The 16,615-nt window shown below is 73.8% G+C and carries 13 protein-coding genes and 1 pseudogene; 7 read left to right on the forward strand and 7 right to left on the reverse strand.

From position 1 onward, the window contains the following. Positions 1-18 precede the first annotated feature (18 nt). On the forward strand, positions 19-1,989 hold the full coding sequence (locus ACH5A8_RS29915) for a helix-turn-helix domain-containing protein (protein ID WP_399007091.1): 1,971 nt from the start codon (positions 19-21) through the stop codon (positions 1,987-1,989). Positions 1,990-2,030: 41 nt separating this feature from the next. Here ACH5A8_RS29915 and ACH5A8_RS29920 read toward each other — a convergent pair whose 3' ends face one another. From ACH5A8_RS29920 to ACH5A8_RS29945, 6 genes and pseudogenes are all read right to left on the reverse strand, one after another. Beyond that, complete coding sequence (locus tag ACH5A8_RS29920; RefSeq protein ID WP_399007231.1) at positions 2,031-2,972, reverse strand: alpha/beta hydrolase; 942 nt, start codon at positions 2,970-2,972, stop codon at positions 2,031-2,033. A 23-nt stretch (positions 2,973-2,995) separates the two neighbouring features. After that, a complete protein-coding gene (locus ACH5A8_RS29925) occupies positions 2,996-4,120 on the reverse strand; it encodes a branched-chain amino acid ABC transporter permease (RefSeq protein WP_399007092.1) in 1,125 nt (374 codons plus the stop codon). Further along, positions 4,117-5,004 carry a branched-chain amino acid ABC transporter permease gene (locus ACH5A8_RS29930; protein WP_399007093.1) on the reverse strand — a complete coding sequence of 296 codons (888 nt, stop codon included), beginning with the start codon at positions 5,002-5,004 and terminating at the stop codon, positions 4,117-4,119. Before ACH5A8_RS29930 ends, ACH5A8_RS29925 begins: the two co-directional genes overlap by 4 nt. Positions 5,005-5,219: 215 nt before the next feature. Then, positions 5,220-5,903, reverse strand: a pseudogene (locus ACH5A8_RS29935) (ABC transporter ATP-binding protein); the annotation flags it as partial. Between the two features lie 89 nt (positions 5,904-5,992). Continuing rightward, on the reverse strand, positions 5,993-6,802 hold the full coding sequence (locus tag ACH5A8_RS29940) for an ABC transporter ATP-binding protein (protein ID WP_399007094.1): 810 nt from the start codon (positions 6,800-6,802) through the stop codon (positions 5,993-5,995). A 4-nt stretch (positions 6,803-6,806) separates the two neighbouring features. Then, positions 6,807-8,039, reverse strand: coding sequence for a substrate-binding domain-containing protein (locus ACH5A8_RS29945; protein ID WP_399007095.1), 1,233 nt, complete (start codon positions 8,037-8,039; stop codon positions 6,807-6,809). 442 nt (positions 8,040-8,481) lie between these two features. On the opposite strand from ACH5A8_RS29945, the gene ACH5A8_RS29950 reads away from it, so the two are divergent. After that, entirely contained in the window at positions 8,482-9,327 is an 846-nt protein-coding gene (locus ACH5A8_RS29950) for a CoA transferase subunit A (protein ID WP_399007232.1), read from the forward strand. Positions 9,328-9,329: 2 nt separating this feature from the next. Continuing rightward, positions 9,330-9,986 carry a CoA transferase subunit B gene (locus tag ACH5A8_RS29955; RefSeq protein ID WP_399007096.1) on the forward strand — a complete coding sequence of 219 codons (657 nt, stop codon included), beginning with the start codon at positions 9,330-9,332 and terminating at the stop codon, positions 9,984-9,986. 198 nt (positions 9,987-10,184) lie between these two features. On the opposite strand, the gene ACH5A8_RS29960 is transcribed toward ACH5A8_RS29955, so the two are convergent. Further along, complete coding sequence (locus ACH5A8_RS29960; RefSeq protein ID WP_399007097.1) at positions 10,185-10,517, reverse strand: DUF3140 domain-containing protein; 333 nt, start codon at positions 10,515-10,517, stop codon at positions 10,185-10,187. Positions 10,518-10,987: 470 nt separating this feature from the next. Here ACH5A8_RS29960 and ACH5A8_RS29965 point away from each other — a divergent pair, with 470 nt between their 5' ends. The 4 genes from ACH5A8_RS29965 to ACH5A8_RS29980 all read left to right on the forward strand — a co-directional run bounded on the left by ACH5A8_RS29965 (position 10,988) and on the right by ACH5A8_RS29980 (position 16,594). Beyond that, positions 10,988-12,190 (forward strand): cysteine desulfurase-like protein, encoded by a 1,203-nt coding sequence (locus tag ACH5A8_RS29965; RefSeq protein WP_399007098.1) that lies wholly within the window; start codon positions 10,988-10,990, stop codon positions 12,188-12,190. Between the two features lie 428 nt (positions 12,191-12,618). Beyond that, a complete protein-coding gene (locus ACH5A8_RS29970; RefSeq protein WP_399007099.1) occupies positions 12,619-13,131 on the forward strand; it encodes a hypothetical protein in 513 nt (170 codons plus the stop codon). A gap of 298 nt (positions 13,132-13,429) precedes the next feature. Then, positions 13,430-14,446, forward strand: a complete 1,017-nt coding sequence (locus ACH5A8_RS29975) for a bile acid:sodium symporter family protein (protein WP_399007100.1) — start codon at positions 13,430-13,432, stop codon at positions 14,444-14,446. 711 nt (positions 14,447-15,157) lie between these two features. Next, the gene (locus ACH5A8_RS29980) at positions 15,158-16,594 is read left to right on the forward strand and encodes a purine-cytosine permease family protein (RefSeq protein WP_399007233.1); all 1,437 of its coding nucleotides are present in this window, start codon (positions 15,158-15,160) and stop codon (positions 16,592-16,594) included. Positions 16,595-16,615: the final 21 nt, after the last annotated feature.

The raw sequence follows: 16,615 nt of genomic DNA on the forward strand, positions 1-16,615 counted from the left end.
CCCGACTACGGTCCGCCCATGCCCAAGAACACCACCTCCGTCGCCCCTCACCTGCGCCGGCTGCTCGAACTCCTCGCCTCGGACGCCCCGCCGGAGGACTTCGGCGCCGTCACCGCCGAGGCGCGGCGAAGCGGAGCCGATCCGCGGGACATCACGGAGGTCGAGCAGGCCGCCGGTACGGCGCTGCGCGTGCGGAGCACGCTGCGGCAGCACCGGCGGCGGGAGGCGGAGCTGACCGCCCTCTACGACACCGCCGGCGACCTCGCGGCGCTGCGCGACCTCGACGCGGTGCTGCGTTCGATCGTCCGCCGCGCCAGGATGCTGCTCGGCACGGACACGGCCTACCTCACCCTCCCCGACGAGGCGGCCGGGGACACCTACATGCGCGTCACCGACGGCTCGGTGTCCGAACTGTTCCAGAATCTGCGGCTCCAGCTCGGCGAGGGCCTGGGCGGTCTGGTCGCGCAGACGGCGCGGCCCTACGCGTCCCCGGACTACCGCACCGACGAGCGGTTCCACCACACCGGCAGCATCGACGCCGGTGTCCTGGACGAGGGCCTGGTCGCCATCCTGGGTGTGCCGCTGCTGCTGGGCTCGGGAAGCGGCGGCAAGGTCATCGGCGCGCTCTTCGCCGCCGACCGGGCGCCCCGGACCTTCTCCCCCGACGAGGTCGCCCTGCTGTGCTCGCTGGCCGACCACGCCGCCATCGCCATCGACACCGCCAAGGCCATGGCCGACGCGCGTGCCGCGCTGGCGGAGCTGGCCGAGGCGAACGCGGTGATCCGGGAGCACTCCGCCGCCATGCAGCGCGCCGAGGAGTCCCATGACCGGCTCACCGACCTCGTGCTGCGCGGGGGCGACGTGTCGGACGTGGCCGCCGCCGTCGCCGGCCTGCTGGAGGGGGACGTCGCGGTCCACGACAGCGGCGGGCGGCCGCTCACCTCGACCGCCCTCGACGGTGGAACGGGCGTCGGCGCGGGCGCGGATGCCGAAAGTGCGGGGAGCGCCGCGGGCGTCGACGACGCCGCGGCGCTGGTGGCCGCCGCCGAGGAGTCGCGTGCCGCCGCGCACGCGGTGTTCCGCGGCGGGCGCTGGGTGTGCGCGGTGCTGGCCGGGCAGGAGTTGCTGGGCAGCCTGGTCCTGCACGGGCGGCCGGACCTGGACGGGCCCGACCGGCGCCTGTTCGAGCGCAGCGGTGTCGTCACCTCACTGCTGCTCCTGTTGCGGCGCTCGGTCGCCGAGACCGAGAACCGGGTCCGAGGCGACCTGATGACGGATCTGCTCACCGCCCCGGACCGGGACCCCGTCGGCCTGGTGGACCGCGGCCGGCGCCTGGGTGTGGATCTGAACCGGCCCCATGTGCTGCTGGTCGCCGAGGCCGGCGCGGCCGTGCGGGAGCGGCTGGCCGGGGCCGCCGTGCGGTACCTGTTCGGCAGCGGCAGCGTCAGCGCGGAGCACGCGGGCGCCGCGGTGCTGCTGCTGCCCTGGGACGACGGCGGGCCGGGCGCGGCGGCCCGGGCCGCCGCCACGCAGCTCGCCCAGCTGGTCGGCGCCCCGGTCACGGTCGCCGGCGCCGGGCCCGCCGCCGGGCCGAGGGCGATCGCGGACGCGCACGCCGAGGCCTCGCGCTGCCTGCGGGCCATGCGGGTGCTCGGCCGGGACGGCGGCGGGGCCTGCGCCGGCGAACTGGGTTTTCTGGGTGTGCTGTTGGGCGAGGAGCACGATGTGGACGGTTTCGTCGCCGCCACCCTCGGACCGCTGCTGGAGTACGACGCCCAGCGGGGCACCCAGCTGGTCCAGACCCTGCACGCGTACTTCGGCTGCGGCGGGAGCCTGACCCGGGCCAAGGACCGACTGCACGTGCACATCAACACGGTGGTGCAGCGGCTGGACCGGGTCCAGACCCTGCTGGGGCCCGACTGGAACAGCCCGGAACACGCTCTCGAACTCCAACTCGCCCTGCGTCTGCACCTGCTGTCGGGCAGTTGACCTCTCCCCCGCGAGGCAGGCGGGAACTCGTCAGACACGCCCTAGGGTCGGCTGCGGGAGTGGCCGTCCGTGTCGGGCACTCCCGCAGCGGTCAGCAGGTGGCGTGCGACGACGCGGGCGCCGTCGTCGCCGACGAGGATCGTGTAGTGGTTGGTGCCGGGCACGACCTCCGGCCGGACCAGGTGCGGGTCGAGCCGGGCGGCGGCGAGGCGCTGTTCGTCGTACAGGCCCTGGGGCTCGTCCATCAGGCCGCGTTCGGCCCACAGCAGCACGGCGGGGCGGGGCAGCCGGTGGACGGCGCCGAGCACCTGCTCGCCGAGCTGGTCGATGCCGTCGACCCGTACGGCGTCGATGCGGCAGGAGGAGCGCAGCTCGGGCTCCTCGCCCACCAGGTCGCGCTGGATGTACGCGTCCACCCACGGCGACCAGGCCGCGGCGAAGGCGGGGTGGCCCCGCCAGAAGTCGCGGTAGGCGTCCCGGTCGGGGAAGGTCATCGACAGGCGCCGCATGGCCGGGCCGATGACCGCGGTGATCAGCTCGTCGGGGTCGAGGCCGGCGGGGGCGGGGAAGCCCACGCCGCCGTCGACCAGCAGCAGGCCGGACAGCAGACCGGGGTGGCGCACGGCGGTCAGGGCGGCGGTGAAGGCGCCCATGGAGTGACCGGTCAGGACCACCGGGCCGAGTGCGAGGGCGTCCACCACGGTGGCCATGTCGTCGGCGTGCGCGGCGATGCCGTACGGGCCGGGAAGCCCGCCGCTGCCGCCCCGGCCCCTGAGGTCGGGCGCGACCAGGGTGACCCGGCCGGCCAGGTGGTGAGCGACGCGGGCCCAGCTCAGGGCGTTGGCGGTGATGCCGTGCAGCGCCAGCACGACCGGTGCGCCAGGGGCGGCGGCCGGCCAGCGCAGTACGGCCAGTTCACCGCCGGGCACCGGCACCCGCAGTTCCTCGGGCGGGAGCCGGCCGGTCGACTGATGTTGCGTCATGTCTTCGTCGTTCGTGGTGCGGCTCACGGGTGGGACGCCTCCTTGCGGGCCGTGGGGGTGCGGGCGGCTCGCAGTCGCGCCGGCAGCCGGGCCATACCGCCGGGCAGCAGGTATATCACCGCGACGAACAGCGCGCCGAGCAGGAACAGCGGCTGGGACAGCGGCACCCGCAGCACGGCGGGCAGGCCGGCGACGGCACCGGAGTTGGCCAGGTCGCCGAGCCGGTGGTCGGCCCAGGTGTAGAGGATGCCGCCGGCCATGGGGCCCCAGCGGGTGCCGGAGCCGCCGAGCACCACCATCACCAGGAGCGACAGGGTGAAGTCGGAGGTGGTGGTCTGCGGGGTGGCGCCGCCGGTCAGCAGCAGGTAGACGATGCCGCCGAGCGCGGCCAGGGTGCCCGCCAGGGTGAAGGCGGTCAGCTTGAAGCCGTACGGGCGCAGCCCCAGCACCTCCACCCGGCGCTCGTTCTCCTTGATGCCCTCCCACACCCGGCCGGTGGGCGAGCGGACCGCCCAGTGCACGACGAACAGCACCACGACGAGGTAGGCGAGCGCGATCCAGTACAGGCCGGCGGTGTGGTCGATGCCGACCAGTGAGGCGGGCAGCTTGTCGGCGGGGGCGGCCCTGCCCTCTTCGCCGCCGGTGAGGCCGCCCGGGTCGCGCTGGACGAGGATGGAGCCGGCCTGCGCGAAGGCGAGGGTCACCATGGAGAACCCGATGCCGCTCACCCGCAGGCTGACCGCGCCCAGCAGGGCGGACAGCGCGACCCCGGCGAGCAGGCCGAGGAGCGCGGACAGGGCGAACGGCAGGCCCGCCTCCAGCATGACGGTGTTGGTGACGTAGGTGCCCGCGGCGAAGTACAGCGCGTGCCCGAAGGACAGCAGCCCGGTGCGGCCGAGCAGGAGGTCGTAGCCGGTGGCGAGGGCGCCGAAGAGCAGGCACAGGGCGAGGAGTTGGAGGTTGCCCGGGCTGCCGATGGGGCCGTCCAGCAGGCCGGGCAGCGGCAGCGCGCTGTAGGGGGCGGTGAACAGGACCGCCAGCAGCAGGGCCGGCCACCAGCGGGTGACGCGGCGCAGCCGCCCGGCGCGCAGGTCGAAGGGGTGGTCGGCCGTGCGGGTCTCGCCGCGCGGCTGGGTGGCGGTGGTCATGCGAGTCTCCCGGTCAGCCCACGCGGCCGGACGAGCAGCAGGGCGGCGAGCAGGACGACGACGGCGAGGTCGCCGAGTCCGGCGCTGGTGTAGTAGTTGGCGAACTGCTGGACGAGGCCCACGGCGACGGAGGCGAGCGCCGCGCCGGTGAGCGAGCCCATGCCGCCCATGACGACGACCACGAAGGCGAAGATGAGCAGGGAGGTGCCCTGTGCGGGGTCGACCGAGCCGAAGTAGAGGCCGCCGATCGCGCCGCCGAGGGCCGCGGCGGCCCCGCCGATGGCGAAGACCAGGGTGAAGGCCTTGCGCACGTCGATGCCGAGCGCGGTGACCATGGCCCGGTCCTCGACGCCCGCGCGGACGACCAGACCGTGCCGGGTGCGGCCCAGGAACAGCTTGAGCGCGGCGAGGACCACGACGGCGGCGGCGATCAGCACCAACCGGTTGAGAGGTACTTCGGCGCCCAGCAGGCCGAAGGTGCCGGACAGCGCCTCGGGTCCGGGGAAGGGCCGGGCGTCGGCGCCCCAGATCGCGGACAGCAGTGCGGGCACGGCCAGTCCGACGCCTACCGTGGCGAGGATCTGCTCGCGGGGGCGGGTGTAGAGGGGGCGGATGACGGCGAGTTCGAGCAGGACGGCGGCGAGGGTGCCGGCCGCGGTGCCGAACGCGACGGCGAGGACGAAGCCCGCTCCGCCGGAGCCGGCGCCGGGCAGGTGACCGGAGGCCGCCCACCAAGTGCCGTACGCGCCGACGGACATGAGTGCTCCGTGGGCGAAGTTGAGCACGTCCATCAGGCCGAAGATGAGCGAGAGGCCCGAGGCGACCAGGAAGTACAGCGCGCCCAGGCCGAGTCCGGTGAGGGTGAGCAGAACGACGGTGGACATCAGGCGTCCGCCTCCTCGGTCGGTGCGGCGGGGTGCGCCGCGGTGTGGGCTGGTGCGGCGGGGGCCTGGAGGCGGGTGTCCGCATCCCCTCGACTGCGTCGATCCCCTCGCTCGCCTCGGTCCCTCGGGTCTTCCCGGTCCGCCGGAGTTCCCCGGTCGCCTCGGTCGTCGCGGTGTTCTCGGCCGTCGGTCCGGTCGCCCCGGCTCCCGTGTCCGCCGTGGCCGACGCCGAGGAGCCGGCGGGTCGCCTCGGGGTCGGCGAGGAGTTCGGCGGCGGGGCCGCGGTGCGCCGTGCGGCCGTCGGCGAGCACGGCGCAGTGCCGGGCGAGGCGGCGCACCAGGGCGAGGTTCTGCTCCACCAGCAGCACCGGCACGGCCTCGGCGGCGCGCTCCAGCACCTGGGCGACCTCGGTGACCACCTTGGGCGCCAGGCCCTTGGTGGGTTCGTCGGCGATGATCAGTCGGTTGCCGTTGAGCAGGGTGCGGGCGATGGCGACCATCTGCTGCTGGCCGCCGGAGAGGGTGCCGGCGGCCTGCCGGGCGCGTTGCCTGAGTTCCGGGAAGAGTTCGTGCACCAGGTCGTACGCCGGTTCGCCGGCGCCGGGCCGTTCGGCCAGGCGCAGGTTCTCGGCGACGGTGAGGGCGGCGAAGACGCCGCGGTCCTCGGGGGCGTAGCCGATGCCCCGGCGCACCAGGGCGTGGGTGGCCACGCGCACGGTCTCCGCGCCGTCCAGCAGGACGCTGCCGGTGCGGGGGACGAGGCCGAGGATGCCGCGCACGGTGGTGGTCTTGCCGGCGCCGTTGCGGCCCAGCAGGGCGGTGGTGCCGGCGGCCGCCACGTCCAGGTCGACGCCGTGCAGAATGTGCCGGCCGCCGATGACGACGCGCAGTCCGCGCACGGTCAGCAGGGGCGGTGCGGTGGCCGCGGCGCGCGCGGCGGTGGCCGACGGGGGTGGTGCGGGGGTCGGCGGGGGTGGTGCGGGGCTGCTCACAGTTCCTCCCCGAGGTAGGCCTGCTGCACGGTGGGGTCGGCCATCACGGCCTCGGGTGTGTCCAGGGCCAGCAGCGTGCCGTGGTGCATCACGGCGAGCCGGTCGGCCAGGCCCAGCAGTACGTCCATGTGGTGCTCGACCATGAGGACGGTGCGGCCCTCCTCGCGGTGCAGCGAGCGGATGAGCCCGGTCAGCGCGGGCACCTCCTCGGCGCTCACACCCGCCATCGGCTCGTCCAGGAGCATCAGCCGGGGTTCGCCGACGAGCAGCACGGCGAGTTCCAGTTTGCGTTTCTCGCCGTGCGAGAGGGAGTCGGCGGGTGTGTCGGCACGGTGGGCGAGCTCGGTGCGTTCGAGCACGCGGGCGACCTGTTTCACATAGGTGCCGGCGCGGCGCCAGATCCGGTACGAGCCGCCGCCGGCGGCCTGCGCCGCCAGCCGCACATGGTCGGCGACCGTCATGCCCGGCCACAGGCTGGAGGTCTGGAAGGTGCGGCCGAGACCGCGCCGGGCCCGGGCGTAGGCGGCCTCGGTCGTGATGTCGGCGCCGTCCAGCTCGATGGTGCCCCGGGAGACCGGGTTGATGCCGCTGACCAGGTTGAACAGGGATGACTTTCCCGCGCCGTTGGGGCCGATGAAGGCCAGGAACTCGCCTTCGGGGACGTCGAAGGAGACGGAGTCGACGATGGTGGCGCCGCCGACCGTCCAGCCGACGTCGCGCAGGACGAGCACGGGCGCCGGGGAGGTGCCGGCCCCGTCCGCGGCCGAGGCGGCGTCGGCGCTCGGCGCCGCGTTCGAGGAGGTCATCTTCTCAGCCCACCGACTTCTTCACCGGGGGCGCCACCGCCGCCGTGGGGACACTGTCGAGCAGCTGGGGCCGCGCGGCGGTGCCGGCGCCCTTCAGCCTGGCGGTGAACATCGGCTGGAGCAGGGCGTGGTCGGCGGCGCGGATCTGCTCCTTGCCCTTGGGCCCGTCGAAGTTCCAGCCCTCCAGCGCCTTCGCCATGGCGGAGGTGTCGGTGGCGCTGCCGGACTCGATGGCGTGCACGATCATCTGGGCGGCGGTGAAACCGTCGGGGCTGAACAGGTCGGGGGTGCCGCCGGCCTTGGTGATGCCGTCGAGCATCGCCTTCTCCACCGGGTTGCCGCCGCCGGCGCCCGGGAAGTAGTGGGCGAGGAAGGACACCTTGGAGCCGGCCGCGCCGAAGATCGGGTACGAGGCGGTGCCGGCCAGGCCGGTGACCACCTTCCCGGCGTCCAGCACGCCCTGCTGGTCCAGCGCGGTCCACAGCGCGGGGGCGGTGGCGCCCGCCCAGGCGACGAACACCAGGTCCGGCTTGCCCGCCTTGGCCTGCCGGGCGAACGGGGTGAGGTCGGTGGCACTGGGCGGCGCCAGCACGGAGCCGACCTCGGCACCCTTCGCCCCGAGCACGGCCTTGACCGCGGCCACGTTGGCCTGCCCGAACGCGGAGTTCTGGGCGAGCACGGTGACCTTCTTGCCCTTGGGGTCGCCGAGCAGCGAGCCGGCGGTGAGGGTGTCCTGGTAGGACTGGCGGCCGGAGCGGAAGGTGTAGGCGTTGACTCCGGTGACCGCGTCGGTGGCGGCGGGGCCGCTGACGTAGAGCACCTTGTTCTGCGCGGCCAGCGGCGCCATCTGCAGGGCCACGCCGGAGTCGGTGGTCCCCGCGATGATCCTGTAGCCCTTGCCGACGAGGGTCTTGGTCGCGGCGACGGCCTTGGCCGGGTCGCCCGCGTCGTCCTGTTCGGTGACCTCGATCGGGTGGCCGCCGGCCTTGCCGGTGCCGTGGGTGGCGTACGCCAGGCCGGCCTTGAACCCCTCCTCGTACTGCTTGCCGTAGGCGGCGAGCAGTCCGCTGCGGGAGTAGACCAGGCCCACCTTGACCGGGTCCGAGGCCTTGTCGCCGGCGGCGGAGGTGCCCGCGGTGCCGGCCGAGGAGCAGCCGGTGACCAGGGCCCCGGCGGCGAGCAGGGTGAGGAACGGGACGGATCTGCTTCTGATGGTGCCCGTGACGGTGGAACGCATGGTGGCCGGCTCCTGAGGTGTGTCGCCCGTACGCCGCCGCCGGGCGCCGTCTCCCCCTGAGAACGGCGTCCCGCAGCCCGCGGCGGTGGGATCGCGGTGGGTGGTTGCCGGAACGATAGGAGCGCCGCGCCCCGTGCGGCATGTGGCCGGCACCCGCTCCTCGGGGCCCGGTCATGGCATCGGCACACATGGCCGGTGACCGGGCGGTGCCGCGATCGTGAGAACCGCCTGACCTCCGCCACGGACCGGCCACGAGCCGGCGCACCGGGCGTGACGGCTCATGACGCCGACTGCGGCATGAGGGGCGCGTGAGGGCACACGACGGGTAAGGCCGACGACTCGGTGACGTCTCGTCATGTCACGGCCGCTCTCCCGCAGATGACGGCTGTCGGCTCTCGGTGCGCTCGTCAGGCGGCACGGTACGGATCCCGATGGGGAAGGAATCGGCATGGACAAGGTGGTGGAGTCGGCCGCGCAGGCGGTGGCGGACATCCCCGACGGCGCGGTGCTCGCTGTGGGCGGCTTCGGCCTGTGCGGCATCCCCTCGACCCTGATCGGAGCGCTGGCCGAGGCCGGGACGTCCGGTCTGCGGGTGGTGTCCAACAACTGCGGGGTGGACGACTGGGGGCTGGGCCTGCTGCTGCGGGCCGGCCGGATCGTCCGGATGACCTCCTCCTACGTGGGCGAGAACAAGGAGTTCGCCCGCCGGTACCTCTCCGGCGAGCTGGAGGTGGAACTGACGCCGCAGGGCACCCTCGCCGAGCGGCTGCGGGCCGGCGGCGCGGGCATCCCCGCGTTCTACACACCGGCGGGGGTCGGCACGCAGGTCGAGGAGGGCGGCCTGCCCTGGCGTCACGACCCGTACGGCGGCGTCGCGGTGGCCTCGCCGCCCAAGGAGGTACGGGAGTTCGGCGGCCGCCGGCACCTGCTGGAGGAGGCCATCACCGCCGACTTCGGGCTGGTGCGGGCCGCGGTCGCGGACCGGCACGGCAACTGCGTCTTCCACGCGGCGGCGCGGAACTTCAACCCGCTGTGCGCCATGGCGGGGCGGGTCACCGTGGTGGAGGCCGAACGCGTCGTCGAAGCGGGCGAGTTGCCGCCGGACGCCGTCCATCTGCCGGGTGTCTACGTGGACCGGGTGGTCGCCGTCGACACATCGCTGGACAAACGTATCGAGCGCCGTACCGTACGCCCGGCGCGCGGCGATGTCGCCGGCGTGGCCGAGGCCACGACCGCTCGTGCCGCGCGTACCGCCGATACCGCTCGTACCGTCACCGAGGAGAACTGACGATGCCGCTCGACAGGGACCAGCTCGCCGCCCGCGCCGCGCGGGAACTGCGTGACGGCCAGTACGTCAACCTGGGCATCGGCCTGCCCACGCTCATCCCCAACCACCTTCCCGAGGGCGTGCACGTGGTGCTCCATTCGGAGAACGGCATCCTGGGCGTCGGCCCCTACCCGTACGAGGGCGAGGAGCATCCCGACCTGGTCAACGCCGGGAAGGAGACGGTGACCACGGTCCCCGGCACCGCGTACTTCGACTCGGCGTTCTCCTTCGGCATGATCCGCGCCGGCCGGATCGACGTGTCCGTGCTCGGGGGCATGCAGGTCTCGGCGCGGGGCGACCTGGCCAACTGGATGATCCCCGGCAAGATGGTCAAGGGCATGGGCGGGGCGATGGACCTGGTGCACGGCGCCCGTCGGCTGATCGTGGTCATGGAGCACACCGCCAAGGACGGCTCCCCGAAGATCGTCGAGGAGCTGACGCTGCCCGCCACCGGCCGCGGCGTCGTCGACCGGATCATCACCGACCTGGCGGTCATCGACGTCACGCCGCAGGGGCTGCGGCTGGCCGAGACCGCCCCGGGCGTCACGACGGAGCGGGTCAGGGCCGCCACCGACGCGGAACTCCTCGTCGACGAGGGGGTGGTGACCGCCGGCCGGTGACGGGGCGGGCAGGGTCCCCGGGCCTCAGGCCTCAGGCCTCAGGCCTCAGGCCTCAGGCCTCAGGCCTCAGGCCTCAGGTTCTACGGTCCTCCGATCTCAGGTCTCCGGCCCCCCGGCCCGGTCCCCCAGCCCCCCGGCCCCCCGGTCCCCCGGTCCTCCGATCTCGGGTCTCCGGTCTTCCGTCTCAGGTCGTAGGCCTCAAGCCAGTGGGTCGTGGCCCCAGTTCATGAGGGAGTGACGCCACCGGGTGTCCTCCACGTCGCCGGAGGGCCGCTGGGCGAGGTGTCGGCGGATGTAGCCGACGACCTTGCGCATGTGCTGGTAGTCGTCGTCCGAGAGGTCGCCCTTCTTCGCCCGGAGGATCTCCACGATCCGGCGGCCGGAGGCGTGCCCGGTGGACTCCGCCCCGTCCTTGTGCTGGCCGGCGTCCTGGGACTCCTCGGTCGCCAGCCACTCCTCCAGCCGGGCCGGCTTCATGTTGACCAGCTCATGGAAGTTCTCCCAGGCCTCTTCCCGCTCCTCACCGTCCACGCCGCCTCACTTCCCTTTCCGCTCTCTCGGTCCCTTCGGCCCCGTCCCGTCGGGACCGGCCGCATCGGCTTCTCCAGCCAGCGTGCGGGCCGCGCGCCGGGTCCGCAGCTCGCGGGCCGCCGGAACGCGGGCTCGTCGGGGGACGCGGTTCGGCGGGACCGCGGACCGGGCTCGGCGAGGCTGCTCGGACCCCGGCTCGGCGGAATCGCCCGGGCCCGGGCCCGGGCTCGGCAAAACCGCCCGGGTGCGGACTCGGCGGACCTGCCCGGCGCGGGCTCGGCGGAACGGGTGTCCGCACCCCTGTCGCCGGGCCCGCCGATGCTGCGATCATGTGGCTGACGTGGCGGGTGCGGGCCCGCGCGGCTTCGGCGCACCCGTGCGCGCGCACCCCCGTCCGTACCCGTGCGCGCGGCTCCGGGACCGTACCGGCCGGCGCCCGCCCGAAGTCTTCCGAGCCCACAGGAGTTGACATGGCCCTCGACGTCGAAGCGATCCGCGCACGGACGCCCGCGCTGAAATCCGGGTCCGCACGCTTCGACGCGCCCGGCGGCACCCAGACGCCCCAGCCGGTCATCGACGCCGTCGCGGAGGCGCTGACCCGCCCGCTGGCCAACCGGGGCCGCACCACCGAGGGCGAGCGCAACGCGGACGACACCGTCCTCGGGGCCCGCGCCGCGCTGGCCGACCTGCTCGGCGCCGACCCCCGGGGCATCGTGTTCGGGCGCAGCGCCACCCAGCTGGCGTACGACCTGTCCCGGACGCTGGCCAAGGACTGGGGGCCGGGTGACGAGGTGGTCGTGACCCGACTGGACCACGATTCCAACATCCGTCCCTGGATCCAGGCGGCCGAATCGGTGGGGGCCACCGTGCGCTGGGCGGACTTCGACCCGGCCACCGGTGAGCTGTCCCCCGATCACGTGGCGAAGGTGCTCTCGCCGCGCACCCGGCTGGTGGCGGTCACCGCGGCGTCCAACCTGATCGGCACCCGTCCCGACATCCCGGCCATCGCGACCCTGGCGCACGGAGTCGGCGCGCTGCTGCACGTCGACGCGGTGCACTACGCCTCGCACGCGGCCGTGGACCTGTCCGCTCTGGGCGCGGACACGCTGGTGTGCTCGCCGTACAAGTTCCTCGGTCCGCACCTGGGGGTGCTCGCCGCGCGGCCCGAGTTCCTGGAGACGCTGCGCCCGGACAAGCTGCTGCCCTCCAGCGACGCCGTCCCCGAGCGTTTCGAGCTGGGCACTCTGCCTTATGAGCTGCTGGCCGGCGCCCGCGCCGCGGTGGACTTCCTCGCGGATCTGGACCCGCAGGCGCGCGGCGGTCGCCGTGACCGTCTGGTGGCCTCCTTCGCGGCGCTGGAGGCGCACGAGGACGCGCTGCGCGAGCGGATCGAGCGGGGGCTCGCGGACCTCGGCGGGATCACCGTGCACTCGCGGGCCGCGCGGCGCACCCCGACGTTGCTGTTCACCGTGGCCGGCATGCTCCCGGCCGAGGTGTCGCGGCATCTGGCCGGCCACGCCGTCGACGCGCCCGCCGGTTCCTTCTACGCGCTGGAGGCCTCGCGGCGGCTGGGTCTGGGCGACGCCGGGGGCGTACGGGTCGGACTCGCGCCGTACAGCTGCGCCGAGGACGTCGACCGGCTGCTGACGGCCCTGGGCACGCTCGACCGCTGACGGCGCCGCCGACCGGACATCCGTCAACATGTTGACGGCTTGTTTCACCCGTAAGGGTGAGGGTCGGGCGGGTGCGTATCGGAACTTTCGGTCCTTTCCGGGGCGGTGGTCCCGGTCCCGGGGCGTCCCGTCCGTCGCAGTGGGCCCCGAGGGCGGGCCCGGCGATGCGACACGCCGCCCGATTCCCTCGCATACGCCGCTGAAACCGCCCGAATCACATTGACCGAGACATATACGAGGTCGCTGTTCAGCGTCACCCGTCCGAGGTTTGCTGTGGGGCACGCCAGCGCCCGCCGGCCGGAGTTCCCGCACACGCGGCTGGAGCGGAAGGACCGCTGTCCGTCTCCGAAGCCATCCCTACGTTCCGCCTCCGCGGGCCTTCCGCGCCCCCGCGGCGCACCGAACCGTCGAAGGACAGGGGGACCATCATGTCCATCCGCAAGAATCTCGCAATCGTGGCCGGCCCGGCGATGCTGGGAAGCAGCCTCGTCCTGCTCGCCCCGGGGAGCAGCGCCCTCGCCGCGCCGCAGCACACCGTCACACCGGCCACGGCGGCACACCGGGCCCAGCCCGCCGTCGGGCTGGAGTGCGGGCGGAACTGGCCGCACCACCAGTACCGCAAGGGCGGCGTCAGCGGGGCGTACACGGCCTTCCACGTGTGTTGGGACAACCGGCGCAACGCCCGGATCGACTACTCCTCGTCCTACGTCAAGGACACCAGGACGGACCGCAACAAGGCCTACGTCTACGTGAGTTACCAGAAGCTCTTCGAGGGCCGGTGGTACCACAGGTGGACGGGCCCCGAGGCCGGCGCGGGCCCCCGGAAGAACCGGACGAAGCACTTCCAGTGGGGCGACTCCTCCGTGCGCAACGTCGCGGTGGCCGTCTGCGCCGGCACCAGGGCGCCCTGGCAGGCAGGTCACCACTGCAAGCTGGTCTGACCGGCACCGCAAGCCGGCCTGAGCGGCCGACCGAGGGCGGGCGGCGCCGCAGGGCGGGCTCTGCGGCGCCGCCCTGCTCTGTGGCGCGGCCGGTCTCCTGCGCGGCCGGTCTCCGGCCGCCCCGCCGCACCGCGGCGACCGCCTCCGGGAGCGCGGGCACACGTGTGACGGCCGCGCTCGCCGGGGGCCAGGGCATTCGTGTGGTGGCCGCCGACCCGGGTGCGGCGGCGTCACGCGGGGTGCCCGGCATCCGAGACGGGATTGCCGCCCACCGATACATGGTATTTACATGCATCTTATGAGCAGCCCAGAAACCCCGACCGCCGCCGGCGCCGCCCGGAGCGCGGCCGCCCCCGCCCCCGCGGACCGCGCCGCCCGCCGAGCCGTCACCGTCTTCCCCGTCCTCGTGATCGCGGCCGGGGTCGTCGGCCTCCTGCTCCCGGACACGTTCAGCGGATTCGGCCCCGACGTGCCGTACCTCCTGGGCCTCGTCATGTTCTGCATGGGCCTGACCATGTCCCTCGACGACTTCAAGGGCGTGGCCCGCCGGCCGTGGGCGGTGCTGCTCGGCCTCGTGGCCCACTACGTCATCATGCCGGGGCTCGGCTGGCTCGTGGCACACCTGCTGCACCTCACGCCCACCCTCGCGGCCGGTGTCATCCTCGTCGGCTGCGCGCCCAGCGGCACGGCCTCCAACGTGGTCACCTACCTCGCCCGCGGCGACGTGGCCCTGTCCGTCTCCGTGGCCACCGTCTCCACCGTCCTCGCGCCGCTGCTGACGCCGCCGCTGACACTGCTGCTCGCGGGCCAGTACCTTCCCGTCGACGCCGGGTCGATGGTGACCGACATCCTCAAGACCGTGCTGCTGCCGGTCGTCGCCGGGCTCGCCGTGCGCCTGGCCGCCGGACGGTACGTCGGCCGGGTGCTCGGCGCGATGCCGTGGCTGTCCTCGCTGGCGATCGCCGCGATCGTCACCGTGGTCGTCGCGGGCAGCGCGCACGCCCTGAAGTCCGCCGCCCTCACCGTCCTGCTGGCGGTCGTGATCCACAACGGCTGCGGTCTGGCGCTCGGCTACGGCTGCGGACGGCTCGCCCGCCTCGGCCGGCCCTCGTCCCGCGCGATGGCCTTCGAGGTCGGCATGCAGAACTCCGGCCTCGCCGCCTCCCTCGCCACCGCCCACTTCAGCCCGCTGGCCGCCCTGCCCGCCGCGGTCTTCTCCGTGTGGCACAACGTCTCCGGCGCGGTGGTCGCCGCATGGATGGCGCGGCGCGAGACCCGAGGGACCGGCGCCGCGGGAGCGGCCGGTCGCGCCTGACGAGCGGGTCGGCCTGGGTTGAACCGGTCCGCGGCAGGAAACCCGGGGCCGGACGCGCGGGTGCGTCCGGCCCCGGGCCGGCCCGTGCGTCGCCCCGCGGGCGCGGCGCCGTAGCGCCTCAACACCTAGTGCCGGTCTGTGGTCGAGCCGCAATCAGTGATCGCTCCGTCTGCCGAATCCGCGCTGTTCCTCGTCTGCGCCATCGCGTCCGGCGGTGAGTCCGTCGTCCGCGACCTGCTTCGAGCTGCGTCTCGGTGAGGATCTCGCGATCGTCTACACCGCGCACGACGCGGCCGGGATCGAGTGTACTTCCGGCAGACGTTCACGTTCCTGGTGTACACCGACGAGGCGGTCGTGGTGCTCGCCCGACGCGAGCGGAACGGGGGCCGGGGTGTCGCCGCGGAACGAGGGCCCGGGCGCTGCCGCGGAACCGGAGGCCGGGGCGCTGCGGCGGAACCGGGGCCCGGGCGCTGCCGGTGAGCCGCCGCCCGCCGTCCAGCTGCGTTTTTCATCCGCGGGTATTGCATTTCATTCAAGGAAGCGGAACCCTGCATAACAGTATGCAGGCGGTGAGCGCGCTCCTCCTCGCGCCCCTCGCGGCTGCCCGTTCCCCGGGTGTGCCGCGTCCACGGTGTCCAGCGCCTCGAACCGCATCCGACCCGTCGGCCCCGGCCGGCGCTCAGCAGGACGGAGCAGCTTGTGGCGCAGGCCATGGTCGAGCGGCGTTCCATCGACGTCATCCCCGATGAGGAACGCCACGGCACGGCGTTCTCCCAGTTCACTCTCTGGCTGGGCGCCAACCTGCAGATCACGACCGTGGTCACCGGAGCCCTGGCGGTGGTCTTCGGCGGCGACGTGGTCTGGTCGGTGACCGCCCTGCTGATCGGCAATCTGGTGGGCGGCGCGGTCATGGCGCTGCACTCGGCGCAGGGCCCCAGGCTGGGCCTGCCCCAGATGATCTCCTCGCGGGCGCAGTTCGGGGTGCGCGGAGCGGTCGTGCCGCTGGTCCTCGTCGTGGTGATGTACATAGGTTTCTTCGCCAGCGGTTCGGTGCTCGCCGGGCAGGCGGTCGGCAAGCTCACGCATCTCGGCGCGGTGCCGGGCATCATTCTGTTCGCCCTGGTCACCGGGGTGACGGCGACCGTGGGCTATCGCGTCATCCATGTCCTGGGCCGGGTGGCCAGCGTGGTGTGCGCGCTCGCCTTCGTCTATCTGGGCGCCCGTCTCCTGGGCCGGGTGGACCTCTCCGACATGGCGCACCACCACCATTTCTCGCTGCCGATGTTCCTGCTGGCCATGTCGCTGTCGGCGTCCTGGCAGCTGGCGTTCGGCCCCTATGTCGCGGACTACTCCCGCTATCTGCCCCGCACCACGTCCGCCCGCGCCACCTTCGGCTGGACGCTGGGCGGCACCGTGCTCGGCGCCCAGTGGTCGATGACCTTCGGCGTCCTGGTGGCCGCCACCGCCGGAGCGGCCTTCGTGGACGACCAGGTCGGTTACGTGGTGGGTCTGGGCGGCGCCGGGCTGGTCGCCTCCTTCCTGTACTTCGTCATCGCGCTGGGCAAGCTGACGGTGAACGTGCTCAACACCTACGGCGGGTTCATGTCGATCGTGACCAGCGTGAGCGGTTTCCGCGGTCAGCGCGTCCTGTCCCGGCGCGCCCGTACCGCGTACATCGCGGGCATCATGGCCGCGGGCACGGTGGTGGCGCTGGCCGGACGGAACTCCTTCCTGGACTCCTTCGCCGACTTCCTCCTCTTCCTGCTGACCTTCTTCACCCCGTGGTCGGCGATCAACCTGGTGGACTACTACCTGATCTCCCGGGAGCGCTACGACCTCGCCGCCCTGAGCGACCCGGACGGCCGCTACGGCGGCTGGCGCTGGACCGCGCTGCTGGTCTACGGCGTCGGGCTCGCCGTCCAGTTCCCGTTCCTGTCCACCAGCTTCTACACCGGCCCGCTGGTCGGCCCGCTCGGCGGCGCCGACATCTCCTGGATCGTCGGCCTCGTCGTCCCCGCGGTGCTGTACGGCGTGCTGGGCGCCCGCCGGGCACGGACGGCGCCGCCCGTGCCGGACGGACCGGCCGCCGCGCGCTCCGCGCCCGACCTGTGCTCGCCGGGCGCGCCGCTCGGCCCGGACGCCGGGTGACCGCCCGCGCGAGGTGACACG

Origin of the sequence: Streptomyces sp. NPDC018610, assembly GCF_044391765.1 — a bacterium.
Classification (GTDB): domain Bacteria; phylum Actinomycetota; class Actinomycetes; order Streptomycetales; family Streptomycetaceae; genus Streptomyces.

What these genes read in the sequence shown, in the direction of transcription:
- ACH5A8_RS29975 (WP_399007100.1), top strand. Translation starts at nt 13,430, where the DNA reads ATGAGCAGCCCAGAAACCCCGACCGCCGCCGGCGCCGCCCGGAGCGCG.
- ACH5A8_RS29965 (WP_399007098.1), top strand. Translation starts at nt 10,988, where the DNA reads ATGGCCCTCGACGTCGAAGCGATCCGCGCACGGACGCCCGCGCTGAAA.
- ACH5A8_RS29925 (WP_399007092.1), bottom strand. Translation starts at nt 4,120, where the DNA reads ATGACCACCGCCACCCAGCCGCGCGGCGAGACCCGCACGGCCGACCAC.
- ACH5A8_RS29940 (WP_399007094.1), bottom strand. Translation starts at nt 6,802, where the DNA reads ATGACCTCCTCGAACGCGGCGCCGAGCGCCGACGCCGCCTCGGCCGCG.
- ACH5A8_RS29980 (WP_399007233.1), top strand. Translation starts at nt 15,158, where the DNA reads ATGGTCGAGCGGCGTTCCATCGACGTCATCCCCGATGAGGAACGCCAC.
- ACH5A8_RS29970 (WP_399007099.1), top strand. Translation starts at nt 12,619, where the DNA reads ATGTCCATCCGCAAGAATCTCGCAATCGTGGCCGGCCCGGCGATGCTG.
- ACH5A8_RS29955 (WP_399007096.1), top strand. Translation starts at nt 9,330, where the DNA reads ATGCCGCTCGACAGGGACCAGCTCGCCGCCCGCGCCGCGCGGGAACTG.
- ACH5A8_RS29945 (WP_399007095.1), bottom strand. Translation starts at nt 8,039, where the DNA reads ATGCGTTCCACCGTCACGGGCACCATCAGAAGCAGATCCGTCCCGTTC.
- ACH5A8_RS29915 (WP_399007091.1), top strand. Translation starts at nt 19, where the DNA reads ATGCCCAAGAACACCACCTCCGTCGCCCCTCACCTGCGCCGGCTGCTC.
- ACH5A8_RS29920 (WP_399007231.1), bottom strand. Translation starts at nt 2,972, where the DNA reads ATGACGCAACATCAGTCGACCGGCCGGCTCCCGCCCGAGGAACTGCGG.
- ACH5A8_RS29930 (WP_399007093.1), bottom strand. Translation starts at nt 5,004, where the DNA reads ATGTCCACCGTCGTTCTGCTCACCCTCACCGGACTCGGCCTGGGCGCG.